The 23292-nt window shown below is 38.5% G+C and carries 16 protein-coding genes; 3 read left to right on the top strand and 13 right to left on the bottom strand.

Features of this window, described 5'->3' with window-relative positions; translation table 11 throughout:
- Positions 1–2: 2 nt before the first annotated feature.
- On the top strand, positions 3–617 hold the full coding sequence (locus tag OZX56_RS03325) for an endonuclease III (protein WP_277140172.1): 615 nt from the start codon (positions 3–5) through the stop codon (positions 615–617).
- Positions 618–675: 58 nt separating this feature from the next.
- Here OZX56_RS03325 and carB read toward each other — a convergent pair whose 3' ends face one another.
- The 7 genes from carB to OZX56_RS03290 form a co-directional block, all read right to left on the bottom strand.
- Complete coding sequence (gene carB, locus OZX56_RS03320; protein WP_277140171.1) at positions 676–3855, bottom strand: carbamoyl-phosphate synthase large subunit; 3180 nt, start codon at positions 3853–3855, stop codon at positions 676–678.
- Complete coding sequence (locus OZX56_RS03315; RefSeq protein WP_277140170.1) at positions 3848–4930, bottom strand: carbamoyl phosphate synthase small subunit; 1083 nt, start codon at positions 4928–4930, stop codon at positions 3848–3850. The genes carB and OZX56_RS03315 overlap by 8 nt, the downstream gene beginning before the upstream one ends.
- Positions 4931–6205: a dihydroorotase gene (locus tag OZX56_RS03310; protein ID WP_277140169.1), complete on the bottom strand. Its 1275-nt coding sequence runs from the start codon at positions 6203–6205 to the stop codon at positions 4931–4933.
- Between the two features lies 1 nt (position 6206).
- A complete protein-coding gene (locus OZX56_RS03305) occupies positions 6207–7160 on the bottom strand; it encodes an aspartate carbamoyltransferase catalytic subunit (RefSeq protein ID WP_277140168.1) in 954 nt (317 codons plus the stop codon).
- Between the two features lie 164 nt (positions 7161–7324).
- Positions 7325–7867, bottom strand: coding sequence for a bifunctional pyr operon transcriptional regulator/uracil phosphoribosyltransferase PyrR (gene pyrR / locus OZX56_RS03300; RefSeq protein ID WP_277140167.1), 543 nt, complete (start codon positions 7865–7867; stop codon positions 7325–7327).
- A 188-nt stretch (positions 7868–8055) separates the two neighbouring features.
- A complete protein-coding gene (locus OZX56_RS03295; protein ID WP_277140166.1) occupies positions 8056–8979 on the bottom strand; it encodes a dihydroorotate dehydrogenase in 924 nt (307 codons plus the stop codon).
- 95 nt (positions 8980–9074) lie between these two features.
- Positions 9075–9926: a MetQ/NlpA family ABC transporter substrate-binding protein gene (locus tag OZX56_RS03290; RefSeq protein ID WP_277140165.1), complete on the bottom strand. Its 852-nt coding sequence runs from the start codon at positions 9924–9926 to the stop codon at positions 9075–9077.
- A 246-nt stretch (positions 9927–10172) separates the two neighbouring features.
- Here OZX56_RS03290 and pyrF point away from each other — a divergent pair, with 246 nt between their 5' ends.
- Together pyrF and pyrE are read left to right on the top strand one after the other, a co-directional pair.
- A complete protein-coding gene (gene pyrF / locus OZX56_RS03285) occupies positions 10173–10880 on the top strand; it encodes an orotidine-5'-phosphate decarboxylase (RefSeq protein ID WP_277140164.1) in 708 nt (235 codons plus the stop codon).
- Position 10881: 1 nt separating this feature from the next.
- Positions 10882–11517: an orotate phosphoribosyltransferase gene (pyrE, locus tag OZX56_RS03280; protein ID WP_277126667.1), complete on the top strand. Its 636-nt coding sequence runs from the start codon at positions 10882–10884 to the stop codon at positions 11515–11517.
- A 123-nt stretch (positions 11518–11640) separates the two neighbouring features.
- On the opposite strand, the gene OZX56_RS03275 is transcribed toward pyrE, so the two are convergent.
- The 6 genes from OZX56_RS03275 to OZX56_RS03250 all read right to left on the bottom strand — a co-directional run bounded on the left by OZX56_RS03275 (position 11641) and on the right by OZX56_RS03250 (position 23269).
- Complete coding sequence (locus OZX56_RS03275) at positions 11641–15267, bottom strand: SLAP domain-containing protein (protein ID WP_277140163.1); 3627 nt, start codon at positions 15265–15267, stop codon at positions 11641–11643.
- A 181-nt stretch (positions 15268–15448) separates the two neighbouring features.
- A complete protein-coding gene (locus tag OZX56_RS03270; protein ID WP_277140162.1) occupies positions 15449–18169 on the bottom strand; it encodes an SLAP domain-containing protein in 2721 nt (906 codons plus the stop codon).
- 976 nt (positions 18170–19145) lie between these two features.
- Positions 19146–20483, bottom strand: a complete 1338-nt coding sequence (gene glnA, locus OZX56_RS03265; RefSeq protein ID WP_277140161.1) for a type I glutamate--ammonia ligase — start codon at positions 20481–20483, stop codon at positions 19146–19148.
- A gap of 145 nt (positions 20484–20628) precedes the next feature.
- The gene (locus tag OZX56_RS03260; RefSeq protein ID WP_277140160.1) at positions 20629–21879 is read right to left on the bottom strand and encodes a methionine gamma-lyase family protein; all 1251 of its coding nucleotides are present in this window, start codon (positions 21877–21879) and stop codon (positions 20629–20631) included.
- Positions 21872–22792, bottom strand: coding sequence for a tRNA (adenosine(37)-N6)-dimethylallyltransferase MiaA (gene miaA / locus OZX56_RS03255; protein ID WP_277140159.1), 921 nt, complete (start codon positions 22790–22792; stop codon positions 21872–21874). The genes OZX56_RS03260 and miaA overlap by 8 nt, the downstream gene beginning before the upstream one ends.
- A 72-nt stretch (positions 22793–22864) precedes the next feature.
- Positions 22865–23269: a rhodanese-like domain-containing protein gene (locus OZX56_RS03250; RefSeq protein ID WP_277126673.1), complete on the bottom strand. Its 405-nt coding sequence runs from the start codon at positions 23267–23269 to the stop codon at positions 22865–22867.
- Positions 23270–23292 lie beyond the last annotated feature (23 nt).

Below are 23292 nucleotides of genomic sequence, written 5' to 3'. Positions count from 1 at the left end.
TTATGAATTATCTTGATGTCTATCATGACATGCTTAACATCTATGGTCCGCAAAACTGGTGGCCCTCAGATTCTGTACTGGAAACATTAATTGGAGCTATTCTTGTTCAAAATACCAACTGGCTAAATGCCGAAAAGTCATTGCAAAATCTGCGATCAGCAACCAATTTCGAACCTCAGCTTTTAGCTAAGCTAGATAGCGCAGAAATCAAAGAATTGATTATTCCCAGTGGATTTTACCATGCTAAATCGGAAACAATTCATGCAGCCTTACAATATTTTAATAGGTTCAATGTCAATTCTAAGGTAGTCTCAACTACTATTCCTACTCGTGACTTACGCAATGAGCTGTTAAAAATTAAGGGAATTGGCAACGAAACTGCTGATGTGATTTTACTCTATATCTTCCAAAGACCAGTATTTATAGCAGACGCTTACTCTAAAAAGATGATTAGTTTCTTTGAAAACAGGGACAGTAAAAAATTAAAGTATTTGCAAGTAAAGACAGAAATGGAAGCCCAGCTAACAGAGTTAACAACTAGTGACTTTCAAGAATTTCATGCCTTAATCGATGAACATATAATTGACTATTTAACCATCCAAAAAGAAAAATCGTAAAGCTAAAAAGCTCAGAAGTACCAAATGCATCTGAGCTTTTTTAATTTTATAAGATAGTTTATAAACTAGTAGTTGAAAACGAGCGATTTTCCAGTGCTGTAAGTAGTGCTTGAGCCGTATCCAAACTAGTAATTAGTGGTACATTTTGCTGGATTGCCACTTGACGAATGATGAAGCCATCCGAATTTTTAGCGACATCATGACCCATGGTATTAATTACCAAATCAAACTGCCCATTCTTTAACGATGTCGCAACGTTGTGTTGGTCATTTTCACCCAACTTATTTACCACACTAACCTGCAAGCCGTTATTTTCTAGAAAAGCCGCCGTTCCCTTTGTCGCAAACAACCGATACCCAATTTGCGCGAATTTTTGGGCAATTGGCAAAATCGCTTCCTTATCACGATCCTCAATGGTTAACAGCACATTACCGTTATCTGGAATCACCATGTTAGCACCAGCAAAGGCCTTATACAAAGCCTTTGGAAAACTAATATCACTCCCCATAACTTCGCCTGTTGACTTCATCTCGGGTCCTAGATAGCTATCCACATCGGCTAACTTGCTAAAGGAAAAGACTGGTGCTTTCACACTAATCATTTTTGGTTCAGCAGCCAGCCCATCGGCATAACCCTGCTGTGCCAAACTTTGTCCCATAATTACCCGTGTTGCCACCTGTGCCATTTCAATATCAGTAATTTTACTTAAAAATGGTACGGTGCGACTGGCTCGCGGATTAACCTCGATAATATAGATTTCACCGTCTCGTTCAATTAGCTGCAAATTCATGATGCCGCGGCAATTAAGTTTTAAGGCCAGCTGCTTAGTTATCTGTGCAATTTTTTGCTTAATTTCAGGAGTAAAAGTCTGCGCTGGGTAAACCGCCATCGAATCACCCGAATGCACTCCTGCGTGCTCAATGTGTTCCATGATTCCCGGAATTAAAACGCGCTCTCCGTCACAAATTGCATCCACATCGCATTCACGACCATCAAGATAATCGTCTACCAAAATCGGATGGCTGCTAGCAATATCAGCATGTTGATTCAAATAGTCCTCAAGTTCTGTCTGGTTATAGACAATTTCCATTGCCTTGCCACCTAAAACATAGCTCGGCCGTACCAAAACTGGATAGCCTAATTGCTCTGCTGCCTGCAGTACTTGGGCATGTGTTGTAGCAGTAATACCTTGGGGCTGCTTTAAGTTTAAGTCTTTAACTGCATTGTCAAACAGTTCTCGATCTTCGGCACGGTCAAGATCCTGCAAACTAGTACCTAGAATTTTAACACCATGCTGCTCAAGTCCAGCTGCTAAATTAATTGCAGTTTGCCCACCGAATTGAATAATTACTCCCACCGGTTGTTCAAGATCGCAGACATTCAAGACATCTTCAAGCGTTAACGGTTCAAAATATAATTTATCAGAAATCGAAAAATCCGTTGAAACTGTTTCCGGGTTAGAATTGATAACAATTGCTTCATAGCCTAAGCTTTGCAAGGCTTTGACACAGTGAACCGTAGCATAATCAAATTCAACTCCTTGACCAATTCTGATTGGTCCAGAGCCAACTACAAGCACTGATTTTTTGTCTGATTGGTGACTTTCATTTTCAAAATCATAAGTCGAATAAAAATACGGTGTCTGTGAAGCAAATTCAGCCGCGCAGGTATCCACCAATTTATAAACTGGCAACAATTTATTATCATAGCGCAGTTGCCGCACTTGATCAGGCTTTTCGTGCCATAAATTTGCAATCGTCTGGTCACTAAAACCATACCTTTTGGCAGTCGTTAAAGTAGCTACATCCTGTGGATGACTAGCAATTTCTTGTTCTAATTCAACCAAATGCTGCACAATATCTAGAAAATAAAAATTAATTTTGGTTAATTCATGTAATTCAGCCAGTGAATAGCCACGGCGAAACGCTTCTGCCAAATAAAATAGTCGATCGTCTTCAACCTTAACTAACTTTTTAGTTAATGCTTCATCACTTGCTTGATGAGCAGTAGGCGAGTATAAATCCTTTTCGTCAATTTCAAGCGAACGAACCGCCTTTTGCAAGGCTTCTTCAGCGCTGCGACCAATTGCCATGACTTCTCCGGTCGCCTTCATCTGCGTACTAAGTTGCCGATCAGCCTGAGTAAACTTATCAAACGGCCAGCGCGGAATTTTGCAGACTACGTAATCTAGAGCTGGTTCAAACTCCGCAAAGGTTGTTCCAGTAACCGGATTTTTAATTTCATCTAAAGTAAGACCAACGGCAATTTTAGCTGCCATTTTGGCAATTGGATAACCCGTAGCTTTTGAGGCTAACGCTGACGAACGTGATACCCGCGGATTAACTTCAATCACATCATAATTAAAACTATTAGGATCTAATGCTAGTTGGACATTGCAACCACCTTCGATTTTTAAAGCCCGGATTAGCCGCAATGAGCAATCACGTAACATCTGATATTCCTTATCCGACAAGGTTTGTGATGGCGAAAACACAATTGAGTCACCTGTATGAATCCCCACTGGATCAAAGTTTTCCATACAACAGACAATCATGGCGTTATCGCTACTATCACGCATCACTTCAAATTCAATCTCTTTATAACCTGCAATCGAACGTTCAATTAAACATTCGGTGACTGGTGAAAGTTCTAATCCATTCTTAACTATTTGCGTCAGTTCATCGCGATTATTGCAGATACCGCCGCCGGTACCACCCATGGTAAAGGCTGGCCGTACAATAATCGGATAGCCAATTTCTTCACCAAAATCTAAAGCATCAGTAACCGTCTTGACACTTTTAGATGCAGGGACTGGTTCGCCCAAGGATTGGCAAAGTTGCTTGAATTTTTCCCGGTCTTCAGCTTGCTCAATCGAAGCTAGTTTGGTTCCTAAAAGTTCAATATTTAATTCGTCCAAAATACCAGTTTCAGCTAATGATAATGCCATATTAAGTCCAACTTGTCCCCCTAAAGTTGGTAAAATAGCATCTGGATATTCTTGATGAATAATTCGCGAAACGGCATCAACCGTCAATGGTTCTAGATAGACTTTATCAGCAATCTCACGATCTGTCATAATGGTTGCGGGATTAGAATTAACTAAGACAACTTCATACCCCTCTTCCCGCAATGCTAAGCACGCTTGAGTTCCCGAATAATCAAATTCGGCTGCTTGACCAATAATAATTGGTCCAGAGCCAATCACCATAATTTTGTGAATATCTGTTCTTTTAGGCATTAGTCTGATTCCTTTCTTGGTCAATCATTTGCATAAAATAATCAAACAGTCCAACTTCATCATGCGGTCCCGGAGTACTATCTGGGTGAAACTGCACGGAGAAAGCTGGGTATTGCTTATGTTGCAAGCCTTCAATCGTGCCATCATTAACTTCAACATGTGTCACACGCAGCCGACTAGGATCAATTGAATCTGCTTGTACTGCATAACCATGATTTTGCGAAGTAAAACCAATATTCTTCGTAGCAATTTCTCTTACTGGATGATTAAAACCACGATGCCCAAATTTCATTTTATAAGTCTGTGCACCATTGGCTAAAGCAAAAACCTGATGTCCCATACAAATTCCCATTAGCGGTATCTTTTTTTCAACTTCACGAACCATTTCACAAGCCGACAACATTTCCTGCGGATCGCCCGGGCCATTTGACAGCAAGACCCCATCAGGATGCAATGCTAAGATTTTGGCAGCAGAAGTAGTATAAGGCACAACGATACAGTTACAATCACGTTGTGCAAGCTCACGCAAGATACTATTCTTTAAACCAAAATCGACCACAACGACATTGCGCTTTGAACCAGGAACAGGATAGGCCTTGGTAGTGGAAACCTGCTCAACAATTTTTCGTACTGGATTACTGTTCGTTAACTTTTCAGCAATTGCAGCTGCCTGCGCGCTTGAATCAGCAATTTGTCCCCGCATAGTGCCATGAACCCGGAGTTTTTTGACCAACGCTCTAGTATCGATGCCTTGGATACCAGGAATATCCAAACTAGTTAAAAACTCTGGAAAACTAGTTTGCATTCGCCAATTATCAGGCTGGCGCGCGACCTGATGACAGATAACACCTGCAATTCCCGGCTCAAGTGACTCATAATCGGCTAGCGTAATGCCATAATTACCAATTAATGGATTCGTAAATACCAAAATTTGTCCAGCATAGGATTGGTCAGTAATCGCTTCTTGATAACCAGTCATCCCCGTAGTAAAAACTACCTCGCCATTAGTTTGCCTTTGACTACCAAAACCTTCACCAGCATAGATACTGCCGTCTTCTAAAATTAAATAACGCATCTAGTTTCCCTTCCTCTGATAAACGATTTTGCCATCAACTAGTGTCATAGCGGTTTGTCCAAAGACTTGGTCACCAGTAAATGGCGTATTACGTCCTTTAGACAGATAATCTTCTACCTGTAACTTTGAGCTATGCTTTAAATCAAAAATGGCCAAATCAGCTGGTTCACCTATTTCGATCGTGCCTGCATGTGGTAAATTAAACGCCTGTGCAGGTTTATTCGTGAATAAGTCAATTAACTGGAACAAAGATAAAATCCCTGGTTTAACTAAATGCGTGTACAACTGACTAAAGGCTGCTTCGCTACCAGTAATGCCAAAAGCAGCTCGTTTAAAGCCGCCTGCTTTATCTTGAGCAGTGTGGGGGGCGTGGTCGGTCGCTATCATATCAATGGTGCCGTCTTTTAAGCCATTAATCAAAGCAGCTTGATCTGCTTGTGAGCGCAATGGTGGGTTCATCTTATAATTACTGTCATCCCGCATTATGTCTGTCTCGTTTAGCAATAAATGGTGTGGCGTTACCTCACAAGTTACGTTAATTCCACTTTGCTTAGCTTGCCGAATCAATTCCACACTGGTTTTAGTGGAAACATGACAAACATGATAATGCACGCCAGTTTTTTGCGCTAATAGCAAATCACGGGCAATCTGGGTAGTCTCAGCGAGTTCACTAATTGGTCGCACTGAGAATTCTTGCGCCTTAGCTCCGGCATTGATTACTCCCAGATTGAATAGCGCATCATCTTGCGCATGCTGAGCGATAATTAAGTTCTGCACGCGCGCTTGTTGCATAGCCAAATACATGGTTTGAGCATTTTGGACCCCCTTACCATCGTTACTTAAGGCAAAAGCACCTGCCATCTTTAGACCTGCATAGTCTGGTAATTGGTCACCCGTTTCATTAACGGTAATCGGTCCATATTGTAAAATATGCACTAAGCCATTTTGGTGATTATTGGCTACCATTTGCTGAAGTAGTTCTGGAGTATTAGGAACTGGCACTACATTCGGCATGGCCCCGACGGTCGTAAAACCACCGTGAGCTGCTGCAAGTGAACCAGTTCGCACATTTTCTTTTTCGGTTTGACCAGGATCGCGGTAGTGAACATGCAGATCGATTAATCCAGGAGTTACTAGTTTGTCAGTTGCGTCGATTACTTGTTCAGCCGTAAGGTCTTTACCGATTGCAGCAATTTTGCCATTTTCTAGTAATAAATCACCGTTAACAATGTGTCCAGCTAAGTACAGTTGCCCATTTTTGATGACTGTCGTCATTTTACAGGCCTCCCAATCCGCGTCCACGCATGACTGCCTCAATCATCGCCATCCGCATGAAAACGCCATTTTCCATTTGACGTACGAACATGCTCTTAGGAGCTTCGACTAATTCACTAGCTAATTCCACACCACGATTAATTGGACCTGGATGCATAATAATGGCATTGTCTTTAAGTGCAGCATAGCGCTTAACATTAATCCCATATTGTTCATGATATTTTACCTTATCAAACTCAGCTTCGTTGGGATCGTCAGCGTGACGTTCGTGTTGTACTCGCAACAACATCATAACGTCGACCTTATCAACTAACTCATCAATTGCGCAGTACTGACCGTATTGGTCAAATTCCTGATCATACCAATACTCTGGACCTGAAAAATAAACTTGCGCACCTAGTTTAGTCAATAACACCATATTACTTTTGGCAACTCGCGAATTAGTGATATCACCAACAATCGCTACTTTCAACCCTGCAAAATGACCGAAATGTTCATGAATCGTCATCATATCTAGCAGACATTGTGACGGATGCTGACCACTGCCGTCGCCACCATTAATAATGCCTAAATTAAGATGTTCAGTAGCAGCCGGATTAATCAATTTTTCATAATATTCATTTTCAGGATGCCGAATAACTGCTAAGTTAATTCCTAAAGCCGCCATAGTTAAGGCAGTATCATACAAAGTTTCACCTTTTTTAATTGAACTATGGGCTGGATCAAATGGAATAGCAGTTAAACCAAGTTTAGTTTCAGCCATTTCAAAACTAGTATGTGTTCTACTAGAATTTTCAAAAAACATATTGGTAACATAAACTGGCTCAGTTAATTTAGGAGAAGTGCCACCGGCTTTAAAATATTCTGCGCGATCAATTAATGCCTGCACCTTAGTTGTACTTAAATCTTCTACACTAACAAAATGTGGTAAAGCAACTATATTTTTATTTTTCATAAGTGAATCCTTTTTTGTAAAAAAATAAATCTGAAGCATCTAACCTGCTCCAGACTTAACAAAAGGGTTCTTAACCATGCAATACTCAGCATATTACAAAAGAACTCAAACCCTTCTGACCCTCACTGGAGCCAATTAAATGGTTGAATTTAACTGTATCTTTTTTATTTTGGTAATGTCTTTAGTTCAACACTATCCTGATTATCAATTTCCGTCACCTTAACCGCTACTTGTTCACTCATTGAGGTAGGAATATTTTTACCAACAAAATCTGCTCTAATTGGCAGCTCACGATGTCCCCGATCTACCAAAGCAGCCACAGCAATTGAACTTGGACGTCCTAAATCCATGAGCGCATCCATAGCTGCACGAACCGTACGTCCGGTATAAATAACATCATCAACTAGGACTACATGCTGATCAGCAATATCAACACCAACCGCTTCCGAATTAACGATTGGATCTTGCTTTAAAGAAGCATCATGGCGATCATCACGGTAAAGCGTAATATCAAGTTGGCCTAGCGGTACATCAACACCCTCTAGCTGCTGAATTCTGTTATGAATACGTTGCGCTAAATAAACACCGCGAGTCTTAATCCCGACTAATACCAAATTTTCAGTTCCTTTATTGCGTTCAATAATTTCATAGGTAATTCTAGTTAACGCCCGCTTCATCGCTAACGCATCCCAAATTTCTTTTGCCATCTTAACTTTTCTCCTAAATTATCTTTTACGTCCATGAAAAAACACCCAGCCAACTTGAGACTAAGTGTTTTGTAGGGGAAAAGTATCATACTTGTTCACCTTACTAGCCTCACAGGACTATTTTAAAGGACATTTCATTCAATATACGTGCAAACAGCTAAATTGTCAACTGAAACTGCTAGTCTTAACTAATTAAAACTAACTTGTCCAACTAAATCATTAATATCGCTAACTCCCAAATCCGCCAGAACTTGCGGCAGCTCCTGAATAATATGAACGCAAGCTAGTGGATCATTGAAATGAGCACTGCCAACAGCCACCGCGTTAGCTCCAGCCAGCATAAATTCTGCCACATCTTGAGCAGTAGTAATGCCGCCCATGCCAATAATCGGTAAATCCGTCACTTTGCGAACACGTTGCACTTGATAGAGAGCTAGTGGCTTAATGCCACTGCCTGAGAGACCGCCAACATTATTGCCAAGGACTGGTTTACGCGATTTAAGATTGATCTCTAGCCCCATTACCGTATTAATTAACGATAAACCATCGGCACCGCCAGCTGCAGCTGCTTGTGCAATTATCGTAATATCTGTCACATTAGGAGTTAACTTAACATAAACTGGTAAATCAACACTTTGCTTAATAGCTGCCGTAATTGATTCAACTAATTCTGGCTGCACCCCAATTGTCATTCCGCCACGTGCTACATTGGGACAAGAAAAATTGATTTCTAGAGCGTTAGGCTGACTACTTGCCAGTATTTGCGCGACAGCAACATATTCTGCTTTATCACCGCCACCTACACTAGCAATAATCGGTAAATCAGGATATTGTTCACGCAAAGTTGGGAGCTTTTCTTGAGCCACCACTTTTGCTCCCGGATTAGTTAGCCCAACTGAATTTAATACCCCACCAGTGCCCAAAACAGCAACTTGCGGCTGCGGATTGCCTAGACGCGATTTTAGTGTAGCCGTCTTAAGCACTACTGCTCCTAATTCATTCAAGTCAAATTTTTTAGCGGCAGCAACATCGCCAAAACCAAAAGTGCCACTTGCTGGCATAACTGGATTTTTTAAATTAAGTCCCGGTAAACTTACACTTATTTTAGTCATTTTTCCTCCAAAATTAATGCTCACAGACATTACCATTATTTTGCAGTTAATTTTACACGTTTTTTTAATTTTGCCAAGTTAAAACTTGGAATTACTTAGTTTAGCTTTACATCCCAAACGGCTTGTTGCATATCACCATAGTATTTGCGATACAAGCGCTTAGTTTCAGCTGTTTGATAGCATTTAACTACTTTGGCATAATCCGAATTATCCTTTTGATCAGCACGGGCGCAAATATTATTAATTGCACCTGCTGAATCATGATTTATAGGCTCAGTATAAATCGTTTCTTTTGGTCCTAGGCCTGCAGGGATTGCAAAATCATTATTAACAATCACTGCAGAAACAGAATCGATAATGCGAGCACATTGCTCATCACTAACTTCTTTAATTTTTAAATTTTGTCGATTCTGTATAATATCAGCTATCGTTTTCAATTTATGAGATGGCCTTAACTTGATTAACCCAGCGTTTTTTAAAACATAGAGTGCCCGAGATTCTGTAGCTGCATCGCTCGGAATTGCAATTGTTGCTCCTTGAGGTAATTGATTTAATTTATGATACTTTTTTGAGTAAAGTCTAATTGGTGCAATATAAGTCTGCCCCAGTGAAACAATCTTAGTATGATTTGCTTTAGACCAAGTATGCATAAAAGTTGTGGTCTGAATAGCATTCAAATCGATATCGCCGTTTTTCAAAGCCTTATTAGGTTGATTATAGTCAGTAAAAACCTTAGTTTTTACTTTTATTCCATAATCCCGCTGTGCCTTTTGATCAACTTTGTGCCAAATAGCTGCTTCAGCCTTACTTTGACCAACTACGCCAATTGTGACTTCACGTGAATTGTTGTTAGCAATCCCAGGACCGAAACTAAACCATCCGGAAACTAATAAACATAAGCAAGCAATTATCCCAATTAATAAATGTTTTCTTCTTTTTCTAGCCAAAATTTTTAAACTCCTTCCACAGCTTAACTATCAATCTAATTATAGCAATAAGTTAAAAAGCAAAGTTAATTTACTAAATTATTTTTCGAAAATAGTTGTCTTTGCTAAGCAATGATGGTAGCATAACAATTGTAAACTTTAATCGGTACAGAGAGACCGCAAGTTGATTTTGACTATCTTATAATATATAAAAAGTCTATTTTGACGCGCTCTGTGCCAGAATAGACTTTTTGTATGGAGGTTTTGATGGAAAAAGCAGTTTTTGTAGCCTTAGATTTACCAAGTAAACAAGCAGTTACTGATTTATTAGCTAAGCTAGGCTCACCTAAACAAACTTACCTTAAGATTGGAATGGAATTGTTTTACCATGTTGGCGCTAATTTAGTAACAGAGTTATCTCAGCAAGGCTATCAAATCTTCCTAGATTTAAAATTACATGATATTCCTAATACCGTCTATCATGCTGCCAAACAACTAGCACAACTAGGCATCTACTGCACAACTGTCCATGCATTAGGCGGCAGTGAAATGATTGCGGCAGCCCGCTCCGGTCTAGCAGCTGGCAGTCCTGCCGGAAAACCTCTTCCTAAACTCTTAGCAGTTACTGAATTAACGTCGATTTCGCCAGCAATTTTGAAAAACGAGCAAAACTGCGTGCTGCCCATGCAAGAACAGGTAATTAGTCTAGCTAAAATGGCTAAAAAAGCTGGTGCTGACGGCGTTATCTGTTCACCACTAGAAACAGCAGCTATCAGACAGCAACTTGGTAGCGAATTTTTATGTGTTACACCTGGTATTAGGTTAAAGTCAAATCCGCAGGATGATCAAAAGCGAGTTACTACCCCGCAAAAAGCGTGTAAACTTGGGGCGAGTGCGATTGTCGTGGGGCGCCCTATCACTCAAGCAGCTAATCCGCAAGATGTTTACCAAACTATTAAACAGGAGTTCAATTAAGATGCACCAGACACAAATTATAAAAAGATTAATTCAAGAAAAGATCATTACTATTTCACCTGCCAAGCCATTTACTTATGCTAGTGGTATGCTGTCACCAATTTATACCGATTTACGCTTGACCATCTCATATCCGGACTTGCGTGCTTGGATTGCTAGCGATTTAGCAGATCTAATTAAAACTAACTATCCTGATGTGAGTATCATTGGCGGCGTAGCTACAGCCGGCATACCGCATGCAGCTTTAGTAGCCGCTAAGCTTGGTTTACCGATGATTTATGTTCGCCCAAAACCTAAAGACCACGGCAAAGGTCGACAAATTGAAGGGCGTTTTAGCCCAACTGACCAAATCGTATTAATTGATGATTTAATTACTACTGGTGGTTCCGTTTTAGATGCCGTCAAGGCCACCCAAAAAGAAGGTGGCCAAGTTATTGGTGTGTCATCAATCTTCACCTATTATTTACCTGATGCACGTGAAAACTTCGCAAAAGCTAACGTTAGTTTTAATCCATTACTATCTTATCCAGAATTATTGCAAGAAGAAAAAGATCAAAAGCAAATTACTGCAGCTGAATATGACACTCTAAAAACTTGGCATGAAGACCCTTGGCTGTGGGGGAAACAGTTCAAATAGAGCATTTGCTATTTTACTGAGATCAAGTTATTTTCCGTAATTGCCAATTTTTTCAACAAAGCAAATATTTGCAAATGAAAAGACCAAACACTTCAAATTAAAATGTTTGATCTTTTTTATTATTTATTTAAAATTGCTACATCTAAGATATTGATTATCGCCAATTACATAATAACTTTGCTGCTTAATCTTGATTGGGGAACCATAGGTTTGAATCCTTTGTTGCTTTTTAAGAACCTTTTTACCGATTCGCTGACCATATCTATTATAGATATAGGCATTATGAGTCAAACTTCTTGGTTTACCATCAATATTAGCTGCTAATAATCGTTGATTATTGCCAAAATCATAGTATTTACGACCATTAATTGTCTCTTCAATTGCCGCATACATTTGTGAACCAATCGCCAAAATCACCTGATTAGTTCTCTTGCCCTGTGCATCATAAACATAAGCGTTATGCTTTAGTTCTCCATTAAGCACTAAACCAGTAACTTTTGCTCGTTCTGGCGCAATTGGTGCATTAGCAATATTGCTGCTTTTAACCAAACGATTATCACCAATAATTAAATAATCCTGTCCTTTAATCTTGACTGGATCTCCATACGTCTCAAGTTCAGAACCTTTAAGCTTACATTCTGATGTAACTCTAGCGCCAATTTGATCATAGACATAAGCGTTATGATTTAACTTGCGTACTTGGGCATCAATATTACCAGCTGCCAAATATAAATCTTGTTCTAGTCGGTAAAATTTGCGCTGATTAATAACGGCTACTCCATAAACCGTCACCCAAGAACCTGATTTAAGTACTAAATTAGTAATACGCTTTCCTTGCTTGTTATACAAATAGGCATTGTGATGCAGTTGCTTGCGAGTACTTGCTTCAACTTCTCCAGCACTAGCACTTGGATTTTGATCAAGATTAAGGTTATCTTGAGGCTGATTCTCAATTTCAGTAGTATGATTTTCATCAACTATTGAAATTTGATTATTTTCTGAGCCAGTCGGTATATTTCCTTGATCTGGATTAACCTGATCAATATTTCCTGGTTTACCATTATCAACATTACCTGTCTCAGCTGGAGTACTTGTCTCATGGTCATTACCCGCAACTGGAGTACTTGCTTCACCTACCTGATTAGGAACGTTACCATTATCTACACTGTCGGTAATGTTAGCACCAGACTGATTGGTATCGCTAGGCTGATTACTTGCAGCTTGTTTAATTAGAATTGGCACTAAATCAAAGCTGCCATCTCCATAGACTACCTTAATCACTGCATTTCCTAAGTCAGTTGGATTCATTTGAGCGGATTTAAGTAATTGTCCATTTTCACCAACTAGACCATGATCTTCAACTTCTCCAGCTGCATTCATTGACTTCCCAGGTAGAAAGTTGATGTTGACTACCACGTTTTGATCTGGACTAAAGCTATCTTTAGTATTCATAAGCTCTGTTAAGGAAACATTTTTAGCAGATTTTTTATCTTTAATTTGCCAAATAACCTGACTTAAATTAATATTTTTGGCATCCGCCGCTACTTCTGCAGCAGCCTGCACATCGTAATTACCTGCATCAGTCTGCTCTAGAATCTGTTGATAATCCATTCCTAGTCGCAAGTTATAAATTTTATGATCAGGATTTTGCCATTCACTGAACCCTGGCAAGTGATTACCGTTAGCATCAGTTTCACCCCATGATAATGACCCTGCATTGCCAAATGGCAAATAACCACCATTAAGATCGACCTGACCATCTTTTGTATAAGCTTTACCCTGGGTCGCAATATCACTTGCTGGTAAAAACTGTTTGATTTCTGCTAGCGGATCTTGGTTAAGTACCATTGGATTACCAAAACCGTTAAGATAATCAGCTTGTTGACTAGCACTCAGCTCAGAAAAATCAGTTTGATTAAAAGCCAAGCTAGTTGTTGCATTAATTCGATCATCCATTGCTTCATCAACTAATGTTCCATCAGGGTTAGTGGCTGCACGCGGCTTACTAATCAGCCAATTGTGCTGATGATCACCGGACAATGCAATCTTTTCGCCATGAATATACAAACCATCAGATGAGGCAAAAGTAATTGTTGACTTGCTAGTAATCTTGAAAAGCTTGGGATTCATAGGGTGTAATGACCATAGAGTTGCACTGTCAGGATATTCATCACAATGAATCGAATTAAGTTCCGCTACAAAAGTTGAATCTTGCCGGGCTTCAATTGGTGAAGTCGCTAAGACATTCCCACAATGCTCACCAGCCTGGATATCAACCTTGGCACTGTCTCCGACTACAAACACTCCCTGATCGTATCTAGGTAGTAGTTTGGCAATGTAATCACCGGAAAGTGTCAGTTGCGCATTTTTACCGACAATAAATCCGCCACCAATAAAATCAAATCCTTGCCGATAATCCAAATCTTCAGGCATATTAATGGCATTAAAAGTCGCAGTAAGCCGTGCATCTTCTGCCAAAAGCATACAATAGAACTGTTTAGCAATGCTCACACCTTCTTCACCACCAGAGATTAATGGATTATTCTCTAATGACCAAATATCCTGTTTATTATAATCAAAGAAATAATCGAAATAATTGTCACCCGTAATTATTAGTTGTCTCTGTCCTTTAAGACGATTCAACGAATGATCAATCTTAACACTATTTAATGCAAGCATGCCAACTGAATTAACGTTAAAGTCACCTTGTAAAGTTACCTGATCTAGCTTAAGAGTTGGGTAGATGGCTTTACCGCTTTCACTATTATAACCATCAGCATCAAAGTTAAATATTGCATATTCCCTGGCTGCCAAGTCATTAATCGCGTTAACAACTCTCATTTGCTCAAAAGTTACTGTCACATTTGGTACTAGGTAATCGTTGCTAAAGTAATAACATTGCTGCATTATCAAGCTATGCCCATGACCATTAACTACCTTATCATTTAAAAAGGTAATTCTGACTTCTGTATCTGAAGCTAATTCTGTTGGCGAATAAAGATCACACAATAAATCGATAGTCTTCACTCTAGGAGCTGCAATACCTAATAAAAAATCTGACCAATTATCTACAGCTAGCTGCGAAGGAGCATTATATTCTGCTTTAAGCCATTTAGCATACTCTCGAATATCGCCATCTTGCTCTAATAGCTTTTGAATATCTGTTTCAGTGTATTGATCAGGATCATTAAGCACGCCACGCAGATTGTCTGCAGCAAAGTTATACCAATCCGCAACTTTCTCTTGAGTCTTAAGATCAATCCTATCTGCATAATCTGGAGCAGTTACTACTTCTTCTACATCAGTAAATGCACTTTGAACTTGTGTTAGTAATGCTGGCTTATTTGATACAGTATTAGAAGTAACGACAGTCTTTGAACTTTGAGCATTAGGTGATGAATTGATGTCTTGACTTGATTCCACCGGCTGTAGTTCCTGCATAATCTCTGGATGCTCTTGATGCTCGTTAGCTCTAGTAGTTGACTTAGAATTGTTATCAGTATCTGCTTTGACAAACTCACTTAAACCTTGAAAAGTTGCTAAATTAGGCTGCTTAGACTTAGAATCAGTAACTTGCTGCGTCTCAGACACAGTATCTGCTTTAACTTGCGTTGCGGTAATTTGTGTAGTAATAAAATAACTTCCCAAACACACAGAAGCCGCGCCAATTGCCAACTTCCGAATGGCAAAGCTTTGTTTCTTTTTTGTGACTGAAAGCGGTTGTTTTCGGCTTTTATTTTTTCTAATCATGGCTATATCCCTTCCATAAAAAATTAAACCGTTTAAATAAAAAATAACGTAAAGTAAACAGAATCATAACAAATGGATTACAGTTTTACAAGTGCATATAAAAAGAACGTTTGAAATTTTCAAACGTTCTTTTCGTGTGTGTGTGCTATTTTAATAATATAGAAAGAGTTATAAGTATTAGTTATTTACGAAAGTTTGCCTTTTTAACGTACTTGTTACCACCGATAGTGTAGTACTTCTTACCCTTAATAGTAGAAGGACCACCATATGTAGTAACATACTTGTTCTTCTTCAGAGTCTTCTTATTAGCCCGTTTGCCGTTCTTCTTGTAAACGTAAGCGTTCTTCTTAAGCTTTCTCTTCTTACCATCAATGTTTGAAGCAACAATGTATTTGTTGTCTCCAAGGTCATAATATTTACGTCCATCAATGTTCTTGGTGCCATAAGTATCAAGAGTTGCACCAGCCTTGTACTTCTTAGTAGTACGAGTACCAGTTTCATCATAAACATAAGCATCGTGACCTAAGGTCTTTTCAGTTGCCTTTTGACTATCTTTATCCTTATCAGCATCGCTGTTATTGTCAGTTGCTGGAGTTGAAGGAGCTGGTGCTGGTGCTGGTGCTGGAGCAGGTGCTACTGAACCACCATTGTTGGTGTTGTCTGTAGGCTTGTCGGCAGGTTTAGTTTCATCAGTTGGCTTATCTGGTTTAACTGGATCTGCAACTACCTTAACCAATACTGGAACATAGTCAACAGTACCATCAGTATAAGTTACTTGAATAACTGCGTTACCTAATTCGTCAGCTGTAGCATTACCAGCAGCTTTATTAAGTTTACCAGTGTTACTTGCGATAACACCACCGTCAATCAAAGAACCATCTTTAGTCATGGCTTTATCGATCATCCATGATGCATCGGTAATAGTCTTGGTCTTCTTCAAGTTAGCAACTGAACGAGTGGTCTTAGTTGAACTATCGTAAGCTGAAAGAATGTCTTCTGCTGAACCAAGTGAATCAGCACTAACGGCATCTTGAGGCTTAGCTGAAACGTCGAAACGACCAGCACCAGTCTTAACCAAGACATCATCTAAGTCAGTACCAAATTGCAAACCAGGAACTGCATTAATGCCAAGTAAGTTGTTAATTGGATCACCAATTAAGTCACCAATTCCACCAGGAATCATGGTTGCATCAACAAGTGGACCGTTCAAGAATGAGAAGTACTTCATCAAGTCTTTTTCAGTTCCCATGTTAACAAATGTCTTGCTTGCATTACCATTAGTAGCAATCTTATCAACTGGAGTCTTGTAATCATTATCCAGTGTGGTGTTCATACCATCAATGTTAAGTTGTGGGAACACAGTAGTAACAATACTATCAATTGCATCTGATAAGAATGGGATATAAGTTGCTGAAATTAGGTTAGCATTCTTAGCATCAAAGACCCAGTTCTTCGATTGACCAACATCAGCCATACCAATATTCTTACCATTGATGCAAGTACCTAAGTAGTTGATTGCTGGACGTCTTAAGTTAGGATTGGTAGTTACAATCTTAACTGAAGCAGGATTGTTAGCAGTCAAGTATACCCAGTTAGCAGTTGCATCAAGTAAGCTAGCATCAACAGCGGGTGCATTGTCGACCATCTTAAATCTTGCACCATCGTTAACGTCAATGTTCAAAATTGCTGAATCAGCTAAACGAGTTACAGTTGAATCAATGTTAACATTAACATTAGCCTTGTCACCAATAACAAATCTTGAACCAAGTCTCAAATCACCAATTGTATTAGTGATACCATCAATTAAACCATTATCCTTAAGCTGGCTAAGAACATTGCTTAAGTTTGGAATTAAACTTTCAATTGAATTTAAGGCTTCACCATTAAATACTTGAACAAGATTCTTAGCGTTAATGGTAACTTTAGAGCCATTGGCTACATTAACATTACCATCAAACAAGGTTGCACCTCTGCTACCTTTGTCGTTGCCAAGGTAATCAATAGTAGTGTCACCAGAAATATTGATGTTAGCAGCGATTAATGGAGCATCAAAGCCACCACCAAAAGTAATATTCTTAGTGTGTGCATTGTGCAAGTTAATGTTACTGAAATCACCTAAAGTGGTCCATGGATAATTGTTAACAATTGGAATATTAGTTAAGTAACTACCGGTACCTTCAATAGTAATGTCATTGAAAGTAATGCTTGGTACACTACCACTCTTGATAATGTTACCACTCAATTGGTTGTTGTTTAGCTTCAAGGTGTGGCCATTACCATTAATAACCTTGTCACCACGAACACCAATTTCACCTAACTTGTTAATCCAAGTATCGGTAATACCATTTGGTACATCAATATCAGATTCCAAATTAACTGTCTTAATTTCACCCTTACCTAAAGCAAGAACGAAGTTTTGAGCATCCGCAACTGTAGCGCTACTAAGGTCATCTGCTTGTGCTTCAGGCTTAGAAGTATTATCATTGGTAACAGTAGTATTTGCAGAAGCAGCTGAATCAGTTGATTCGTCTTTTTCTGTCTCATTATTACTATTAGCATCCTTTAAGAATGATTTCAAACCTTTGTATGAAGACAAGTCGGTTTTTGAATTATCCTTAGCTTTGCTTGAAGCAGCTTCAGTGTTGGTGGCACTAGAAGCTGCTTTTTCGTTTGCTTCATTTTCTGCTGGAGTTGTTTCAGTTGAAGCTGAAACTTCTTCAGTTGATTGAGCATCAGGAGCAACAGTATCAGCTTTAGCTGTTTGTGCATTTGCACCAACAAAGCTCAAGCCGATCAATACTGAAGCAGCACCTACGGTTAACTTACGAATAGAGAAACGATCTTTTTTAGATTGATTCTCTATTTGCCGTAACCTTTCATCAAAATTATTTTTTCCTAACATAATTCCTCTCTTTCTTAGCTATATCGCATAACTATATGAATTACATAACTATCGTAATCAAATTATTCAAATATGTCAATAAAATTAGGCAAAAAAATTGGTATAAGTTTCACCTAACACAACATATTTTTTGTTATTTATACCCAATAAAAATAACATTTATAAATTTTAGCAAAATCCGTTAATCCATATTATCAATTATGCTTTAAAAGATATAATAACATCAATATTTGCTAATTTAAATAATTAGACAAAAAACTGCTTTTTTAATCGGCTACATTGTTGCATTTAAAGGAATTTAGATTAATGCTATTCTAGCATAGATATATTAAAATAACAAATTTTATTTGAAAAAAGTAAATTTATTAAGTTTAAGCATCAGAAAGTTATTTTAAAATCACAAATAAAAATAACCATTTTTTTGATTGCGTTTTCATATATATGTCTTTTTTTAATGAATAAATGTCAATCAAAGGCGGCCTTTCAACTATACTTATTAAAATATCAAGACTTTAACTTACCGATTTTTGACAATATTGTTTTTCAACTATGCTAATAAATTGTGAAATAAATTTTCTATATTTTAGTTTTAATAACTAATCAACTAAAAACTTTGCCGTAATTTTATTCATAACATCACAAAATAGGAACATGATAATTAAATAAACACCAGATTTTTTTAAAAAAATCCACTTATTTAAAATTGGTATAAATTTAAATAGTCTAGTTGTTACTTAAGTAGCTAACTTATAAATACCGGAGTAATAATGAATAAAGCGCTTATTGATTTTAAGCTACTTAAATTTAGAAAAAATAAATTTTGAAGTGGTTCATAAAAAAAAGCAGGCACTTGCTAGATATTTTCTCAATATAGCGCTTTCTTAAGCAACTCATAGAAAATAATATATACAAAAAATCCACGAACTCATAAAATTATGAACTCGTGGATAATGTTGTTAAGAAGTTTCATTACTATCTAGTATTCCATATAACGTTGACGTTCCCAATCAGAAACAGTTTGTGTGTACTGTGCCCATTCCAATTCTTTAGAACTAATAAAACTCTTCGAAAGACGACTGCCAAGGGCACTTTGAATTAATTTATCAGCTTTAAATGCAGTAATTGCATTATGTAACGTTGATGGCAATGGCTTAATTCCTTTAGCTTCACGCTCTTCTTCACTCATATTGAAGACATTGGAAGTGATAGGAGCCATTGGCTGTTGTTGCTGTTTTATTCCATCTAAACCAGCAGTTAAGCAAGCAGCAAGCAGTAAATATGGATTAGCTGTTGGGTCAGCAGACCGCATCTCTAAACGTGTATTTACTTCTTCTGCCGAAGGAATCCGGACTAGCGGTGAGCGGTTCTTAGCAGCCCATGAAATGTACACAGGTGCTTCATAGCCAGGAATTAACCGTTTATATGAATTGACTGTTGGATTAGCTACTGCAGTAATTGCCCGTGCATGAGACAAAATACCATTTAAAAAGTAGAGCGCAGTATCAGAAAGGTGATATTCATTATCCTTACTATAAAAAGCATTCTTTCCATTTTTGAATAACGACATATTCGTATGCATCCCATTACCCGGTTGATTTTGCAATGGCTTAGCCATAAAGGTAGCAAACAAGTTGTGCTTTCTAGCAACTTCCCGCACCACCATTTTAAAAGTTTGTACTCGATCCGCTGTAGTCAACGCATCATCAAACCGAAAATCAATCTCTTGCTGACCGTCGCCAACTTCATGGTGGGCTGCTTCAACCTCGAAACCAATACTTTCCAATGTTTCAACAATATCACGTCGACATCTAGCACTCTCATCGTCTGAATTCATATCAAAATACGAATCATGATCTGGCACTTGAGTAGTCCAATCATTATTACTATCAAGTTTAAGTAAATGAAATTCTGCTTCAAAACCGATATCAAAATCAGAAAAGCCCATGTCTTTCATCTCTGCAAGTACCCGTTTCAGATTATTTCTAGGATCCCCTGCAAATGGCTCACCATCAGTTGTATGAACTGAACAGGTTAAACTACCAATTTTGCCTCCTTGAGAATCTGACCAAGGTAAAACTGCCCAAGTTGAGAAGTCAGGATATAATACCATGTCACTTTCTTCTAAACGCACAAAGCCATCAATCGAAGACCCATCGAATCGAATATCATTGGACAATACTTTCTCCAACTGGCTATTTGGTACTTCGACAGCCTTAAGCTTACCGTTTATATCAGTAAAAGCTAACCGCAAAAAACGTACATCATGATCAGCAACACTTTTTCTAATATCATCTGCTGTAATTGTTTTCGTCATGTTTTGCCACCTAATAAAATCAAACTGCATAATAATTGGTCTGGTCACAGAGCCTTTCCTAGCTCTCTGCTAAACCTGATTAACACCTTAACAAACCCCTTGGCAAAAGTCAAAGTGGTCTAGTATATTTAACCAAGTTTTAACTTTAATTATTTTGAAAGAATAACTCATTAACTGCATTAGTAATCGCAATTTTAACATGAGCATAAGTTAGACCACCTTGCATATAAATGGCATAAGGTGGCCTAATTGGACCATCACCAGAAAATTCGATGCTGGCACCCTCAATAAAGGAGCCGTCAGCCATGATAACCTGATCTTCATAGCCAGTATCGTTGCTTGGAATTGGATCAACAAACGAATTAACTGGCGAATTAGCCTGCAAGACTTTAGCAAATCGAATCATCTTGTCCTTATCATGAAAAATTACAGCTTGAATCAGATCTGTGCGGTCTTCATCCCATTTGGGTGTTACTTCTTCGCCCATTCTTGCCAAAATTGCAGCCGTATAAATCGCACCTTTAATTGCATTACCAGTAATGTTAGGTGCAATAAACAATCCCTCAAAATAATCCAGATTATTATTAAGACTAGCGCCTTCTTCGCGACCAATGCCACCAGCGGTCAATCTCGCAGCTGTATTTTCAATTAATTCATGTTTACCAACAACGTAACCACCAACTTTAGCCAAACCACCGCCAGCATTCTTGATTAGTGAACCCGCCATTAGATCAGCGCCATATTCTGTTGGTTCATGTTGCTCAGAAAACTCGCCATAACAATTATCAATAAAAATAATACTCTTGGGACTGACTTCGCGAATCATTTCAATCATTGGTCTAATTTTGCCGACAGTAAAACTCTGCCGTGTATCATAGCCGCGAGAGCGTTGGATAACTATCATCTTAGGCTGGTGCGAGCTAAGCAGCTGACGAGCAGCCTGATAATCAACTTCGCCATTTTTTAAATCAACATGGGAGAACTTAACCCCATAGGACATCAAACTTCCGCGACCATCACCAGCTAGTCCGATCACTTGTTGAACCGTGTCATATGGCATTCCAGTTAAATACGTCAATTCATCACCAGGTAATAAATTTCCTGCCATCGCTGTAGCCAAAGTATGAGTCCCAGACACAAATTGAGAACGTACTAACGCATCCTCAGTCTGAAAAATTTGGGCATAAATTTGATCTAATTTATCACGGCCAGCATCATCGGAACCATAACCGGTCGAACCAATTAAATCAGCCTCTGCTACTGCATGATCTTTAAATGCCTGCAAAACTTTATTTTGATTATATAAAATATTATCGTCAATTTTAGCTAATTGCGGCGCAATTTGCTGATCTACTTCCTTAACTAACTGTTGTAATTCTGTTGGCCAATTATTCATTTAACCATTCCTCAACTTTCTCTAGAATCTTTTTAATACAATCGGGATCATTTAATGGATCAAAAAACGTAAGTGGCAACTGATGGCGAAAATACGTTAATTGCCGTTTGGCATAATGACGCGAAGCCATTTTTAGCTGAGTAACACAATCTGCCAAACTTTTTTCACCCTCAAAATATGGAAAGAATTCCTTATAACCGATTGCTTGCAAGATCTGATATTCGCGTTGACGATTCTGATAAACAAATTCTGCTTCCTTGAGCATTCCTTGATCCATCATTTGGTCCACTCGCAAATCGATTCGACGATAAATTTCTGACCGTTCAGAATTTAAGCCGATAATTAAATAATCATAGCGTGGTTTTATTTCGGTCTGTTGCTTGGAAAACTGTTGTCCTGTCCGTTCAATCACTGTTAACGCACGCAAAACTCGCCGTGAATTTTGCGGTGCAATTTTACTAGCAGCTTCGCTGTCACGCATATTTAATTCTTGCCATAACTTTTGCTCGCCATTAGCTAATAGATAGGCTTGCCATTTATTGTCAATTGCTGAATTATGACCAGATTTTTCTCCTAATTGCAATTGATTTAACAATGCATTCACGTAAAAACCAGTTCCACCAACTAGCATCGGCAATTTCTCCTGTTGACCAATTTGCTGAATTGCGGCTTCAGCCTGATCAACAAAGTCTTTGACAGAATATGGTTCAAATATAGAACGTGTATCAACCAAATAATGTTTAACTTGCTTTTGCTCCTGCGGTGTAGCTTTAGCTGTTCCAATTGCTACTTCTCGATAAACTTGCATCGAGTCACCTGACACAATTTCTCCTGACAATTGCTTAGCCAAGGTAATCGCTAAACTAGTCTTTCCAATCGCTGTTGGACCAACAATTGCCAATACTTTTTGCATATTTTAAAATCCTTTTTAATAATATAAAATAAAAAACACGTTTGAGCAAATCTGCCAAACATGTTCCACCAATTAGTATTTAGATGCCTTAGTCCGACCATCCCACTCATCAAAGCCATTTTTAAGCCATTTAATTGAAGTAAATTTTTTCTTTTGCAAAAATCTGGCAGCACGAAGTGTTACTGTCAATGAGTCAGAATAAAGATAAACTGGCAAATCTGCACGTAGTTCACTATATTGATATTTCAACATAGTTGATGGCAAATTTCTGGCACCATCAATATGCTTTCTTTTGAATGGTGCTTTTTCCCGCAAATCAACAATTTGTGCTTTGCGCATTCCCTGTTTAAATTCCTCGTTGGTCAAATCACCGTCTCCCAGGCGTTTAGTCTGGTACTTATTCCATAACCAAACTGCCACAAAGCCGAGAATAACCAGGACCAGGACAACATCTAAAATAATTAAAAAAGTTGACATGATGCTTTTCTCCTAAAAAACTT

This window comes from Lactobacillus sp. ESL0684 (assembly GCF_029392675.1).
Classification (GTDB): Bacteria; Bacillota; Bacilli; order Lactobacillales; family Lactobacillaceae; genus Lactobacillus.
This window is presented reverse-complemented; position numbering and strand designations above follow the sequence as displayed.